Annotated in this window: 14 protein-coding genes and 1 riboswitch; of the genes, 5 read left to right on the top strand and 9 right to left on the bottom strand. The window is 58.7% G+C overall.

Annotated elements, in window-relative coordinates:
* Positions 1-606 carry an alpha/beta hydrolase gene (locus F3I47_RS17595; RefSeq protein WP_244319813.1) on the top strand — a complete coding sequence of 202 codons (606 nt, stop codon included), beginning with the start codon at positions 1-3 and terminating at the stop codon, positions 604-606.
* Here the strand turns inward: F3I47_RS17595 and F3I47_RS17590 are convergent.
* Together F3I47_RS17590 and crcB are read right to left on the bottom strand one after the other, a co-directional pair.
* Entirely contained in the window at positions 603-1,418 is an 816-nt protein-coding gene (locus F3I47_RS17590; protein ID WP_150030136.1) for a sugar phosphate isomerase/epimerase, read from the bottom strand. The genes F3I47_RS17595 and F3I47_RS17590 overlap by 4 nt on opposite strands.
* Before the next feature lie 117 nt (positions 1,419-1,535).
* Positions 1,536-1,913, bottom strand: a complete 378-nt coding sequence (crcB, locus tag F3I47_RS17585) for a fluoride efflux transporter CrcB (protein ID WP_150030137.1) — start codon at positions 1,911-1,913, stop codon at positions 1,536-1,538.
* A gap of 87 nt (positions 1,914-2,000) precedes the next feature.
* Positions 2,001-2,076: riboswitch (Fluoride riboswitch) on the bottom strand.
* 128 nt (positions 2,077-2,204) lie between these two features.
* Between crcB and F3I47_RS17580 the strand changes: the two genes are divergently transcribed.
* Positions 2,205-3,125, top strand: coding sequence for a nucleoside hydrolase (locus F3I47_RS17580; RefSeq protein WP_150030138.1), 921 nt, complete (start codon positions 2,205-2,207; stop codon positions 3,123-3,125).
* Positions 3,126-3,142: 17 nt separating this feature from the next.
* Here the strand turns inward: F3I47_RS17580 and F3I47_RS17575 are convergent, their stop codons facing one another.
* Entirely contained in the window at positions 3,143-4,171 is a 1,029-nt protein-coding gene (locus tag F3I47_RS17575; RefSeq protein WP_009087943.1) for a zinc-binding alcohol dehydrogenase family protein, read from the bottom strand.
* A 137-nt stretch (positions 4,172-4,308) separates the two neighbouring features.
* Here F3I47_RS17575 and F3I47_RS17570 point away from each other — a divergent pair, with 137 nt between their 5' ends.
* Positions 4,309-5,211 carry a GntR family transcriptional regulator gene (locus tag F3I47_RS17570; protein WP_009087945.1) on the top strand — a complete coding sequence of 301 codons (903 nt, stop codon included), beginning with the start codon at positions 4,309-4,311 and terminating at the stop codon, positions 5,209-5,211.
* A gap of 169 nt (positions 5,212-5,380) precedes the next feature.
* A complete protein-coding gene (locus F3I47_RS17565) occupies positions 5,381-6,733 on the top strand; it encodes an MFS transporter (RefSeq protein ID WP_009087947.1) in 1,353 nt (450 codons plus the stop codon).
* Between the two features lie 21 nt (positions 6,734-6,754).
* On the opposite strand, the gene F3I47_RS17560 is transcribed toward F3I47_RS17565, so the two are convergent.
* The 4 genes from F3I47_RS17560 to F3I47_RS17545 all read right to left on the bottom strand — a co-directional run bounded on the left by F3I47_RS17560 (position 6,755) and on the right by F3I47_RS17545 (position 11,564).
* Complete coding sequence (locus F3I47_RS17560) at positions 6,755-8,146, bottom strand: hypothetical protein (protein ID WP_058956915.1); 1,392 nt, start codon at positions 8,144-8,146, stop codon at positions 6,755-6,757.
* Positions 8,139-9,050, bottom strand: a complete 912-nt coding sequence (locus F3I47_RS17555; protein WP_150030139.1) for an alpha/beta fold hydrolase — start codon at positions 9,048-9,050, stop codon at positions 8,139-8,141. Before F3I47_RS17555 ends, F3I47_RS17560 begins: the two co-directional genes overlap by 8 nt.
* A 187-nt stretch (positions 9,051-9,237) precedes the next feature.
* Positions 9,238-10,593, bottom strand: a complete 1,356-nt coding sequence (locus F3I47_RS17550; RefSeq protein WP_058956913.1) for an MFS transporter — start codon at positions 10,591-10,593, stop codon at positions 9,238-9,240.
* Positions 10,594-10,631: 38 nt separating this feature from the next.
* The gene (locus F3I47_RS17545) at positions 10,632-11,564 is read right to left on the bottom strand and encodes an SMP-30/gluconolactonase/LRE family protein (RefSeq protein WP_140925598.1); all 933 of its coding nucleotides are present in this window, start codon (positions 11,562-11,564) and stop codon (positions 10,632-10,634) included.
* 588 nt (positions 11,565-12,152) lie between these two features.
* Here F3I47_RS17545 and F3I47_RS17540 point away from each other — a divergent pair.
* Positions 12,153-13,043, top strand: coding sequence for an alpha/beta fold hydrolase (locus F3I47_RS17540; protein ID WP_150030140.1), 891 nt, complete (start codon positions 12,153-12,155; stop codon positions 13,041-13,043).
* A 79-nt stretch (positions 13,044-13,122) separates the two neighbouring features.
* Here the strand turns inward: F3I47_RS17540 and azuC are convergent, their stop codons facing one another.
* Both azuC and mntP read right to left on the bottom strand, forming a co-directional pair.
* Positions 13,123-13,200 carry a stress response protein AzuC gene (gene azuC, locus F3I47_RS22765; protein ID WP_150030152.1) on the bottom strand — a complete coding sequence of 26 codons (78 nt, stop codon included), beginning with the start codon at positions 13,198-13,200 and terminating at the stop codon, positions 13,123-13,125.
* 117 nt (positions 13,201-13,317) lie between these two features.
* Positions 13,318-13,893 carry a manganese efflux pump MntP gene (gene mntP, locus F3I47_RS17530; RefSeq protein WP_009087956.1) on the bottom strand — a complete coding sequence of 192 codons (576 nt, stop codon included), beginning with the start codon at positions 13,891-13,893 and terminating at the stop codon, positions 13,318-13,320.
* Positions 13,894-14,006 lie beyond the last annotated feature (113 nt).

Genomic DNA, 14,006 nt, shown 5'->3' with positions numbered 1-14,006 from the left:
ATGGCAAAGGCACTGGTGATTTTTCTGCATGGCGTGGGGAGTAACGGCGATGACCTGGCCCCGCTGGGCCACCACTGGGCGACATTGTTGCCGGATGTGATTTTTGCCGCGCCCAATGCGCCTGAACGTTTTGCCGCAGGGTTTGGCTGGCAGTGGTTCAGCCTGACCGACGTGACGCCAGAAAATCGGCCAGGCCGGGTGCGGGCAGCACGCGCCGCGTTTGACGCAACCCTGAACGCTATCGTTGAGCAGCATGGCTTCGCCGACCGCTGGCAGGATGTGGTGCTGGTCGGCTTTTCACAGGGGTCGATTATGGCGCTGGACGCGCTCGCCTCGGGCCGTTATCCGCTGGCAGGCGTGGTCGCCTTTTCCGGTCGTCTGGCCGTTGAGGGTCAATTAACTCCGCAGGCTCATGTGCCCGCGCTGCTGATCCACGGCCAGTCCGATGAGGTGATCCCGTGGCAGGAGAGCGAATCGGCCGCGACACGACTGAGAGCCGCCGGGGTGCCGGTCGACGCGCGCTTTGAACCGGCCACTGGCCACACCATTTCAGGTCCGGGCGCGATGCACGCCGCCGCCTTTATCGGACAGTGCCTGCAGGATTAACGCCGGTAGCGGTCTAACGCCTGCCAGGCCTGCGCTGCCGCCACCTCAGGCAGCAGGCGTTTCAGTCTGTCGTTGAAGACTTCAATGCCCAGCGGCCCCTGATAGCCTGCGCTTTTGAGCTTATCGACAAAGCGATCCACGTCGATAATGCCGTCGCCAGGCAGCAGACGCTGATGCTTCGCCATCGCCATCAGGCTCTGTTTGTCCTGAGCCGGAACGGCGGCCATATCACACAGCTGCACCTCATAAATGCGGTCGGCCGGAATGCCATCCAGATGGGCGGCGTCGCCCCCGCGCGCGCAGATATGGAACAGGTCAACCACCAGACCGATATTCGGCTGGTCGAGCCGCTGCAACCGCTGCCACGCCAGCGGCAGCGTGTTATCCACACTGCACCAGGCCATCGGCTCATACATAATGCGCATGTTGTAGCGCGCGGCTTCCGAGGCCATCCAGCGCAGGTCATCATCGATCAGTTCGGCACAGCAATCTTCCCGGGTGCTGGCCGGAGCCTGAAGGGTATCGCAGCCCAGCGCCTGGGCGATCTGAATAAACTGACGCAGCTCTTCGCGCTTCTGTGCGCGCAGTGCCATGGGTGCGCCGGTGAAATCGCGCAGCACCTGGAGGTTGGTAAAGCCGGGTCCCTGCCGGGCCGCGATCTCAGCCAGCGCCGCCGCACCGCCCTCGCACGCCTCAACATCCTCGCGCCAGATCTCCACCTGATCGAAACCGGCGTCACGCGCCGCCTGGAGTTTCTGGCCGGGTTCACCGTTTAACAACACCAGGTTAAGGAAGGTGGGGTTGGTTCGCATTGCTCGGCTCCTTAATCGTCCGGAATAATCGGTGATGTTCAGGTCATGCCCCCGGTAAGTGACGGGCGTGACCTGAACCCCTCTGTTTCTCTGGCACACAGGGGCCGGTTAACCGGCTCAGCCCAGCAGCGTCACCAGCGCAAAACCGGCAAACGCCATCAGCAGTGAACCGATCACATGCACCAGCGCGCTGGCCATCGCCCAGAGATACTTACCTGATTGTAGCAACACCATTAATTCTGCCGTGAAGGAGGAGAAGGTGGTCAGCCCGCCGCACAGGCCGGTGACGATCAGCAGTTTCCAGATCGGGTCGATGTCGGGGTGGCGAATAAACCAGGCCATCGCACCGCCAATCACCAGCCCGCCGATCAGATTCACCAGCAGCGTGCCGGGTGGCAGATTGGGAAAGAGCGCATTAAAGCGCATCGCGAACAGCCAGCGCAGCACACAGCCGGCCGAGCCGCCGATCATCACCGCCAGTAACGGTTTCAACATAACTTGCTCCTGATTACAGATTAATGCCGGGCTGAGAGGAGAGGCAGAGATAAACTGCGCCTGACGCCTCAGCTCCCGCGAAAGGATTGAGTGTCAGGCGTCATCAGCCAGTGTTAAGCCCACCGGCGGTTGGGAAAGGTGGCACGCCATCACCTTGAGCCGGTGATAATACGACGCCCGTTTCAGGCTGGCAACCTTGCGCCGGGAAACCGGCCCGGCTGGCGTAAATGCTTGACGCCCACGCCGCGTGCGGGGTAATGCTGAGGGATGAGAGTCGGTGACGGAGAGGCGATGCGAACCCTGATTTTTGATACTGATATCGGCGTGGATGATGCTTTTGCGCTGGCTTATGCGGCGCGCACCCAGCATCTGCTGGGCATTACCACCGTTTTCGGCAACGTGGCGGTGGGTCAGGCGGTGAAAAATGCCCGGCTGTTCTGCCAGAAGATGGCGATCGACGCAGAGGTTTATCGCGGCTGCGCGCGGCCGCTGGCCCAGGCCCCGTCGGCCCCCGCCACCCTGCACGGTCAGGACGGGCTGGGTGATGCGTTTGAAAACAGCTGTAGCGATCAGGCCCCCGGCGCAGTGCAGTTTATTATCGACAGCGTACGGGCACAGCCGCATCAGATTACCCTGGTGGCGATCGGTCCGCTGACCAACATCGCCTCGGCCATTAATCAGGCACCCGACATTATTCCGCTGGTGAAAGAGCTGGTGATCATGGGCGGTACGTTCGGCAGCGGGGGACACAGTGGCAACGTGACGCCCTTCAGCGAATTTAATATCTGGAAAGATCCGCATGCTGCCGATCAGGTGCTCACCTCGGCGCTGAACGTGGTGGTGATCCCGCTGGATGTTACCCACAAGGTCCTGATCACCGGCGAAGAGGTTCAGCGGCTGAATCAGCCGGTGCTGAGCGCCATCTGTAGCCCTTACCTGGTTTACAGTCTGGCGAAAGAGGGATTTAACGGCATGGCGCTGCACGACACCCTGGCGGTGGCATGGCTGAGTCTGCCAGAGGCGTTTACCCTGGCCGAAAGCCCGCTGCGGGTGATCACCGAAGGGATCGCCTGCGGTCAGACGGTGCGCAGGCTGAGCGCACTGGCCTCCCGGCAGGACCCGTTTGCCGGTCTGCCCGCCCAGCGCATCGCGCTCGGCGTGGATGCTGACGCGGTGCGGGCGCACTTCTTTAACACCCTCACCGCGCCCTGACGCGCTGGCTGGCCGCGTTAGCGATCGAAATGAATCACGCCTTTGATCAGTTCGCGATTGTTGATGACCTGCGGTTCAAAGGTTTCATCCAGCGTGGAGAACGCCAGAGAGTGATTCAGCATCATGCTGGCGCGCAGCTGACCGCTGGCCATCAGGGAGCAGACCCGATCAAAATCTTCGCGGGTGGCGTTCCGGCTCCCGAGCAGGGTGGCCTCTTTTTTGTGAAACTCACTGTCCGGGATCACCAGATCGCCTTTGTGCAGGCCGACATAGACGACCGTGCCGCCGTGCCGTATCAGGCTGACCGCGTTGTTCATGGCCGCCGGGTTGCCGGTGGCGTCGATCACTTTCAGCGGCAGCCGCCCGCCCGATTGCTCGCGCAGCGCCGCATCGAATGCCGCGTCTGCCGGGTTCAGCGCCACCAGGCCAAGCTGGTCAGCGACATGCTGACGACGAAATGCGCTGGTGTCCGCCACAATCACCTGCGCACCGCTGGCAGCGGAAATGGCAGCCACACCCAGGCCAATCGGCCCTGCACCCACCACCAGCACCTGCTCATCAGCGGTCACGCCAGCCCGACGCACCGCATGCGCGCTGATGGCAAACGGCTCAATCAGCGCAGCCGCCTCCGGTGTCACTTCATCCACCGCCAGCAGCGTGCTGACCGGCACGCTTAAGTAGTCGCTGAATCCCCCATCCTGATGGACGCCAATCACGGAGATCTGCTCACAGCAGTTGGTTTTACCGCTCTGGCAGGCGTCGCAGTGCAGGCAGGCGATGTAGGGCATAAGCGCCACCCGCTGGCCCGGCTGAACACCTTCAGCGCCACGGCCCAGCGCGACCACCTCCGCACAGATTTCATGGCCCAGCACCCGGGGATAGCTGAAAAAAGGCTGATTGCCGGACCAGGCGTGGATGTCTGTTCCGCAGATCCCGGCGGTGAGAATTTTAATCAGCGCCTCGCCCGCGGCGGGCGCTGGCCTGTCGCGGGTGGCCCAGACCATTCTGCGTGGTTCAGCGATGACCAGTGCTTTCATTGTTGTCATGGTGAGTCTCCGGTTGTCCTGCAGGCAGTTATGCCGAATCCGGCAGCGGACGCGGGTCTCGCTTGCCGTAAGTGTGAAGCACCCCGGTTTTTTTGGGCTCTGAATGGTTTTTAATGCATAAAAAACCGGAGAGTGCGATGAGCCGCAGCCAGAATTTGCGTCAGAACGTGGTTAACCAGATGCTGGAAAGTATTGCTCAGCGCCATATACGCTCACCGCTGCCGCCACAGGCGGCGCTGGCGGAGATGTTCAATATCAGCCGGACCACGGTGCGCCATACCCTGCACTACCTGCATCAGTGCGGCGTACTGGATAAGGTTGAACAGACCTGGGTTATCGTGCGCGAGCCGCGCGAAGAGGACAGTTTCAGCGCCGTCACGCCGCCGATTGAGCAGCAGGCCAGCCACGTAGAGCAGATGTTTTTTAATCTGATTAACCAGCGGCAGCTGGTGCCGGGTGACACGTTCAGCGAACTGCAGCTGGCGCAGCAGGTGAAGGTCAGTCCGGTCGTGGTGCGTGAATTTCTGCTGCGCTTTATGCGCTATGACCTGCTGGAGCCGGTTAAACGCGGCCAGTGGCGGATGAAGAAATTCACCCAGGACTACGCGGAGAAGCTGTTTGAACTGCGCGAGATGCTGGAAACCCACGCCCTGAGCCGCTTCCTGAATCTGCCCGCCAGTGATGAGCGGTGGGTTCAGGCGCGGGATCTACTGGATCGCCATCGATCGATGCGCGACACCATCGCCAGCAACTATCGCCACTTTGCCGCGCTGGATCGGCAGATGCATTCCCTGATCTTATCCGCCGCCAGCAATCCATTCTTCAATCAGTCGCTGGAGATCATCTCGGTGATCTTTCATTCGCACTATCAGTGGGATGAGAGCGATCTTAAGCAGCGCAATATCGTGGCGCTGGAGGAGCATATGGCGATTCTGACCGCGCTGATTGGCCGTCAGGATGTCGACGCGCTCTGCGCCCTGCACAACCATCTGGCCACCGCAAAAACCTCCATGGTGCGATCAATCAGCCAGTACAATTAAAAACCGATTAAAAACCACAAAGCATTAGCTCCCGCACGCTTCAGAAACATCTTTGCAACATCCTTTTCCCTTTGCTCTTAGTCTCGACGGTAACGTCACGGCGGCCTTTTGCCGCTGCGCGCAGACCCTTCTCACCATAACGATAACCAGCCAGTTTCGGGAGAGTGCAATGGAAAAGACCTCAGTATCCGGCCGTGATCGCGCGTCCGGTGAGATGACACCAGACCAGGATTTCGTGCCCATGCGCAGCGACGTGGTGCGTTCACCGCGCATCCGTAAGATTCAGGTCACCGCGATGCTGCTGTTGCTGTTTGCGGCCGTCATCAACTATCTGGATCGCAGCTCGCTGTCGGTGGCCAATATGACTATCCGTGAGGAGATGGGACTGAGCGCCACCGAAATCGGCGTTCTGCTCTCCGCTTTTTCGCTGGCTTATGGTCTGGCGCAGCTGCCGTGTGGTGCGCTGCTGGATCGCAAAGGGCCGCGCATCATGCTCGGCATCGGCATGTTCATCTGGTCACTGTTTCAGGCGGCCTCTGGCCTGGTCCACAACTTCACCCAGTTTGTGCTGGTGCGTATCGGCCTTGGCATTGGCGAAGCGCCGATGAACCCGTGCGGCGTCAAAGTGATCAACGACTGGTTCAATATCAAAGATCGCGGCATGCCGATGGGGATGTTTAACGCCGCCTCGATGATTGGGCTGTCGGTTGCACCGCCGATTCTGGCGGCGATGATGCTGGTGATGGGCTGGCGGGGGATGTTTGTCACCATCGGCATCCTCGGCATCTTCCTCGCCATTGGCTGGTACATGGTCTATCGCGACCGCGATAACCGCACCCTGAGCGCCGAAGAGATCCACTATCTGCAGGCGGGCAGCGTGGCGTCACGCAAAGAGCCGATCAGCTTCAGGGAGTGGCGCGGCCTGTTTAAGCAGCGCACCATGTGGGGCATGATGATTGGCTTCAGCGGCATCAACTACACCGCCTGGCTCTATATCGCCTGGCTGCCGGGCTATCTGCAGTCGACTTATCACCTCGATCTCAAAAGCACGGGCCTGCTGGCGGCGATTCCGTTCCTGTTCGGCGCGGCGGGCATGCTGCTGAATGGCTATGTGGTCGATACGCTGGTGCGCCGCGGGTTTAACGCGGTGAAAACCCGCAAAGTCTGCATCGTCAGCGGCATGCTGCTGTCAGCCGGGTTTACCGCCGTCGTCACCCGCGCGACTGACACCACCAGCGCCGTGACGCTGATCGGCATGGCGCTGTTCTGTATCCACTTTGCCGGTACGTCGTGCTGGGGGCTGATCCACGCCAACGTTACCGCGCGCATGACCGCCTCGGTCGGCAGCATTCAGAACTTCGCCAGCTTTATCTTTGCCTCGTTTGCGCCGGTCATTACCGGCTGGGTGCTCGACACCACCCAATCGTTCAGCCTGGCGCTGATGATTTGCGCCTGTGTCACGCTCATCGGCGCCCTCGCCTATCTGCTGCTGGTGCGTAAGCCGATCACCGACGGCGAATAACCCCCGCTGACGGCGCGGCGGTCAGCTCAGCGTCGTCAGCGTAACCCCATGTTTCGCCCCGTAACGCTGAATACCGGCGATCACCTTCTCCGTGCTGAGCGGCGGTGGCGGTGGCAGCAGCGGTGCTCTTTCACGCAGCGCCGAGTCGAAGCGGGCAAAGGTAGCAAAATCGCGCGGGAACCGCTCTTCATCCACGCCGATGAAGACCCCCTCATCACGGGCATGGTCCAGCAGCGCCCGCCAGCGATCAATCTCCGCCAGTCCGATGCTGTCGGTGCCGTGAGAAAAGAGCATCATGTCGATATTGCGGAACGGCGGCTGTTTTTCCAGGAAGCGTTGCAGGGCCGCCGCTGACGGCTCGGTGCAGAACACCAGCCAGAACGGGATAGCCTGCTGCCGGATGCTGCTCCACGGGTCCATCAGCAGGAAACTGTCCACCGTCAGACGGGTCGGTAAAATACCGGCAGCCAGATACCAGTCACGATAGATCTCTGCCACCACATAACTCATCGCTTCCGGATCTTCATAGCGAATCTCCATCAGCTTCCAGTTCTGGGCTTCCGCCAGCTTTTTCAGCGGCGAGATGAGATAGCCATCCAGCCCCCACTCCGCTTCCGGCACCCGATCGGTGATGGCGGGCGGTGTCCAGCGCTCGCGGTCAACGCCATAACGTGCCAGATACTCCGCAACCCGCGGACCACCCTGTAAATACTCCTGCTCGGTTGCCCCGCCGAGCGCGCCAAACTGAAAGAAGGAGCGATCGCTGGTGCGCGTGACCGGCCACTGGCGGGTACAGTGATTAATGAACAGGGTGGATCCGGCAGGCAGGCTGCCCATCAGGAACTCGTTAAAGGCCAGCGGCAGATCGCGCAGTTTCAGCCGGAAATAGCGCATCTGGTCCAGCATCAGCCGATCCTGATTGGGGTCCTGCATATGGTGAACCGCCAGCCGCGGCCAGGCGGAGAGCAGCGCAGCGGCAATCTCTTTACCCTCCTCAAAACCTGCCTGCGCATCATCGGGATCGCTGCTGGTTGCCCGCACCGGGCAGAGAAAGGTTTGTGGCAGCCAGGGCACGCCCATCGCCGCCGCCAGATGCATCAGCGCACCGTTCGACGAGCCGATAAAGGCGGCGGGATAATCCTGCTGGGGATACTCACTGACCATCCATTCGGCGATGCCCTCCACATCCAGCTCCCCCGCCTGGCGCAGGCTGATGCCCTCTGCCATCCCGCCCAGCGCGTAGCCCCACTCCCGCAGTCCAGTGGGCAGCCGGTTCAGCGACGGCAGCAGCCGATCCAGCGTCGGAGACTGGCTGGGACTGGCAAAGGGTCGATCGTGCAGCGCATTCGCCAGCGCCAGCAGCATCGCTGCGGCGGAGTCAAAACGGGCAATACCTTTCGGGGGTTTACTCATGCTGATTCTCCTGCTGAATGCGCGCCAGGAACGGGCGAATGGCGTGACAGAAACTCCACGGATAGACGTAATGCAGGGTGTGCGTGCCGTCGCGCAGTGTAATCCGTTCGCTGTGCGGCATCAGCGCGGCAAGCTCATCCAGCCAGCGCGCCGGACAGACCGGATCGCGCGAGCCGCGCAGCAGCAGCGTGGGCGCATTGATGTAGGTGAGGCGATGCTCGATGTGGTCGCGCATCATCTCACGCATCGTGCCAAAGGCGCGGCGCAGACCCGCTTTAGCGTAATCGATGCGGGCCAGTGGCCCCGGCGGTCGCCGGGTTTCCAGCCGGCCATTGCGCCAGTCGCGCCACAGCTGACGCGGCAGGCTGCGGGCATGGCGGTCCACCGTCGGCCCCTGCAGCACCAGCCCCGCCACCGCCTGCGGATGCTTCACCGCCAGCGCGGCCAGAATCTGACAGCCAAACGAGTTACCGACCCAGATTGCGCGCTGAAAGCCGTTGTGCTGCAGCCATAACCAGAGCGCCTCCGCCTGCTGGTCGACTGACATCACCGGCGCAGAAGCGGGCAGCGTACTGGCTCCGAAGCCAGGCAGGTCGGGCACCAGCACGTGATAATCGCGGCTCAGCGCCAGCGCCAGCGGCTCCATCGCCCGGCCTGACATCACCAGTCCGTGGATCAGCACCACCGGCAGTCCCTTATCCTCATTGGGCGTGACCCGGGTGAACATCCGCCAGTCGCCCACCTGCTGAAAGTAACCGGCCATGCCGGCATGGTGGCTGCGCGGTGACACCGGCGGTGTCTGTTTCAGCTGCTGCCAGCGTTTCATGCCCCACAGGGTGGCCGCCACACCTAATCCCACGCCTGCCACCATCGCTGCCTGTTTTCGTCGCTGCTTCTGGCTCATCCACTGCTCCTGTTTCGGGGAGAATAATTCAGTGTAGGCCGGGATCGGATGGGAGGCGGTTTATCGGTGTCATGGCAAGGAAAAGTTCAGCGTGTCTCTTGCGGGGAGGCGGGACGCCGGAAAGCGTGTCTTCAGCCCCTGGATTCGCGGAGAGGGGAAAAGGCGCCAGCGCGCCTTTTCCCACTTTTTACTGTGCTTTGCGATAGGGATCTTTGATTAATGCCACGGAGAACGCCCCAATCAGCAGCACGGCAGAGACCGCCAGCAGTGCCCAGGTAAATCCCCCGCTGCTCTGGCGGATATAGCCAATCAGGGAGGGGCCGACAAAGCCACCCAGATTCCCGACAGAGACGATCATGGCTAATCCGCCTGCGGCTGCGCTGCCGGTAAGAAAGCCCGAAGGGAGAGCCCAGAATGAGGCCTGAAAAGCGAGAATGCCGCTAACGGTAAAGCAGAGTGCCAGCATCTTCAGAACGGGCTCATTCACGACGGCGCTGCAGGCCAGCGCAAAGGCGGCGATAACGAGTGCACCACTGATCCAGCGTATGCGATGTCCGGAGGCATTGGCCCGCCGGGCCCAGAACAGCATGCTGAACGCGGCACAAATGTAGGGTAATGCGGTCAGGAAACCGGTGGTGGTGTGGCTGACGCCAAGCTGGCGGATGATCTGCGGCATCCACAGGCCCACCCCGATCGAACCGACAATCCCGCAGAAGTTAATAAACGCCAGCAGATAAAGCAGCGGATTCCGCAGCGCATCGCGCAGGCTGGAGCCGTGTGCTTTTTCAATCTGCTGTTGCTCGTTCTTCAGTCGTCTGCTCAGCAGGGACTTTTCCGTGTCGCTCAGCCAGTTTGCCTTCTCCGGGCGGTCGTTAAGGAAGAAGAGGCACAGCACGCCGAGGATCACCGCCGGGAACCCTTCCAGCAGCAGCAGCCACTGCCAGTTACGGATATGTTCATGCCCGGTGATTTGCATCAGCATCCCCGACAGGGGAGCGCCGATGATATTGGCCACGGGGATCCCGACTAAAAAGGCGGCCGTAATTTTTGCGCGCCAGCTTCCGGGGAACCAGTATGTGAAGAACAGGTAAATACCGGGCGTGAATCCGGCTTCGGCCACCCCCAGACAAAAACGGGCAAAGGCAAAGCTCAGGGGGCCGGATACGAAGGCGGTCGCCATGGAGATGAGTCCCCATGAGATCATGATGCGGGCAATCCAGATACGGGCACCCACTTTTTGCATGATCAGGTTGCTGGGCACTTCAAACAGAAAATAGCCGATAAAAAACATCCCGGCGCCGAATCCGAACTGCTCAGCCGTGATGCCCAGATCGGCATTCATGCCCAGCGCCGCGAAGCTGACGTTGGTGCGATCCAGATAACTGACGACATAACAGATGAAAATAAAAGGCAGGATGCGGCGAAACGCTTTACCGGCTGCCTGTTCACTTTGTTCAAAATCCTTTTGATTCATCTCTTCACGATCGCCGGACACGGTTTCCGGCTCCGCAGGTGAGCCGGTGCTTACAGTATGCAGATTCATGAGTGCCTCCGCTGCGTTCAGAGAACGCAGAGTTGTTCTTAGAGAAATGCAGTGGACATAAAGGACAGTGGATGGCCGGGCGTCTTCATTGAACAGGTAAGAATGCTGCCGCTGACCGATTCGGTAATAAACAGTTGCTGTAAATTTTCGCCACCAAAGCAGAGGTTAGTGGTGGAGCGCCCGGCGGGACTGGTGAGGATTTCGGCAGGCTCAGCCAGATCGTTTAGCAGCCAGACGCGACCCAGCCCCGGATTGGCAATCAGTAGCTCACCCTGCGCGTTGATGGCCAGTCCATCGGGACCGCTGGGCCCGTGCGAGGTAAAATATTGACTCACTTTGCTGACCGACCCATCACGCTGAAGCGGCACGCGCCAGATGGCATTGCCGCGCGTCATCGCGACATAAAGCACTTTTTCATCTGGCGACAGAACCAGCCCGTTTGGGCTTGGACAGTTATCCAGCAGGATATCCAGTCGTCCGTCCTGGCTGAGACGATAAACACGGCCAGTCGGATCGTGAAGTCCCGTCTGACCCTGATCGGTGAAATAGAGGTTGCCCCGGCTGTCGGGCGTTAAATCGTTCACACCGCGAAAGCTCTCACTGTGGCGGCGAGGCAGCCACGGCGTCACGTCCTGCGTTTTAAGCGAGAGCTTCATTAACCCGTGATGATAATCCGTAATCAAAAGGGTATCCGGATCGACGAGTTTCATGCCGTTCGGTTCGCCATCATATTGCACGACGAGATCCCAGTTGCCTGCCATATCGACCCGGAATATCCGGCCATACGGGATATCGGTCAGGTACAGACAACCGGAAGGGTGCCAGACCGGCCCTTCCAGGAAGGAGTCGGTAAGCTGTCCTCCACGATTGGCGGCAGCCCAGGCATTGTTGCGGTCAGGGGAACGAAAGTGGTCGGGCAGCCGGGTAAAAATTGATGTCTCCCTGACATCCGCCTGCGTCAGATAAGTCATAGAATGGTGTCCTTTTCAGTGAATTCCTTAACCCGGCTGATACAATCCGTGCGCATGTGTGCGTCTCTGCGGTGAATCAGCGGTGTCTCATCAGCGAACATAGCCTGCCTCACAGTCTGTTTTACTAAGTAAAACTCAGGTGTACATGATGAAATCACTATATCGACGACACTGGCGCTGATGCCAGTGTTATGAGCTTGTTTATTATGTAAACAAGATATCACTCACAATTCACGCAAACGCGTCCGGGCAGGATCAGTAACCGCAGACCGGGAAGCGGAGGCATCAGTCGGAGAGAGAAAGGCGGGTATGCCTGGAGGGTTTAAAGCCGGGTGAGGATAATTGCCTGCTGGCGGTGCTGGCTGCATATGTGGGTAAGCGCAAAACGGGTTTTTGTGGCCTGACAGATGTGTTGGAACTTAGGGCCGGTTGAGTGCGAAAGGATGATTTGTCCCTTAGTTATATAACTGACGTATACAGATATAAAGTCGCCGATGAGCTGTGCATTTCTGGTCATCATCATTCACAGTAAAGGTATATGGTTAAATAACGCCCTACTAGAATCACCCTCACTGAGGAGGATCGCACATGTTTGAAGGGTTTATGCATACGCAAATCAGCCTTTCAGAAGCAGTGCTTAATGTACGCTATGGGGGGAATGGGCCACCGGTTCTCTTATTGCATGGTCACCCAAGGACCCATGTAACATGGTCAAAAGTGGCTCCGGAGCTAGCCAGATTCTTTACGGTCGTATGTCCTGATTTGCGGGGATTCGGCAAATCATCAAAACCCGCTGATCAGCCCAACCATGCAGGTTCTTCTAAAAGAGCTAAAGCAAAAGATTGTATCGAGTTGATGAGTCAGCTTGGTTTTGAACAATTTGCAATTGTCGGACATGACAGAGGAAGTTATACAGCTTACAGAGCTGCTCTTGACTATCCAGAGCGAATTACACGGCTTGCCGTACTTGATTGCATTCCGATACTTGAAGCGCTCAACCGATGTAATGAAAAGTTTGCCCGACAGTGGTATCACTGGTTTTTCTTTGCTCAGCCTGAAAAACCGGAGCGGGCAATACTGGCCGATCCTGACAAATGGTATGGAGGCCAGCCCGCAACAATGGGTGATGATGAATATCTTGAGTTCAGACAAGCTATTCATGATCCGGAAGTTATACATGGGATGCTCGAAGACTATCGTGCGGGCCTTAGCATTGATAAAGAACATGAGCTTCAGGATCGCCAGAGAGGAAGGCTGATCAAATGTCCGACGCTCTGTTTATGGTCTCAGTATGATGATCTTGAAGATTTGTATGGTGACGTCGTAGGTATATGGAAAACGTGGGCGCAAGACGTTCATGGCAAATCGATAGCCTGTGGTCACCACATGGCAGAGGAAGCACCAGAAGAAGTCACAGCTGAACTGCAGCGTTTTCTGCTACAACCTGAAAACACCTCAGGCGCAGAGAAAGGGAATTAAATCAGCGGAAGCAAAACAGAGAGGTGATAATCACTGGTCGATCCCTGACCGCGATTATCGAGGGTTTCCTGCGGGGTCCTCAGGACATGGCACCCGGCGGTACGTGTTTGAACGTCTCAACGTAAGCACGGAACACGTATTTGAAAATGCGTTTCATGGAGCACCTGATTCAAATTTAGTTGAAGATATACTGGAAAAGTATAACTTCTGTGCGTTTTAACAGCAAATAAATTTGAACCGGATCACAAAACTACGGCTTCCCGCGCCATAGAACCTATGCGGTGTAGCCGAGATGCTGCAGCAGAATGGTGGAACCAACGGCAATTAAGACGAGGCCACCGAGCACTTCCGCCCACTTACCGAGCACCGGACCAATAAAGCGCCCGACCAGAACACCGGTCGTCGCCATCACCGTGGTCGCGGCACCAATCGTCAGCGCGGTGGTGATGATATTCACCTGTAAAAAGGCCAGGCCAACGCCGACCGCCAGCGCATCAAGGCTGGTGGCTACCGCAGTGGTCGCCAGTACTACAAAGCCGTGGCTTTTTGGCGCTTCACAGGGTTCGGCGACCGCGGTCTGACGGAAGCCTTCCATCATCATACGGCCACCCAAGAACGCCAGCAGTGTAAACGCGACCCAGTGGTCCCACGCCATGATGTAACGGCTGGCTGCCAGGCCGAGTGCCCAGCCAATCAGCGGGGTCAGTGCTTCAATAGAGCCGAAAATCAGACCGGTGCGCAGCGCTTCTTTAAAACCAGGACGATGCAGCGTCGCACCTTTGCCCAGCGCAGCAGCAAATGCGTCCATCGACATACCCAGCGCAAGAATTAACGTAGCAATAAAGGTCATGATTTATTCACCTGGGGCGAAAAAGCGGCTAATCACGCTGAATTCACCACACAAAGTGTTCAGTTATGAAAAAGTGCGCGCAGTCTACCATGCAAACCCGCAGATAAAAAGAC

It is taken from the genome of Pantoea sp. M_10, from assembly GCF_008631515.1.
Lineage (GTDB): Bacteria > Pseudomonadota > Gammaproteobacteria > Enterobacterales > Enterobacteriaceae > Pantoea > Pantoea anthophila.
Note: the sequence above shows the minus strand (reverse complement) of the source record. Positions and strands in the feature narration are given on the sequence as shown.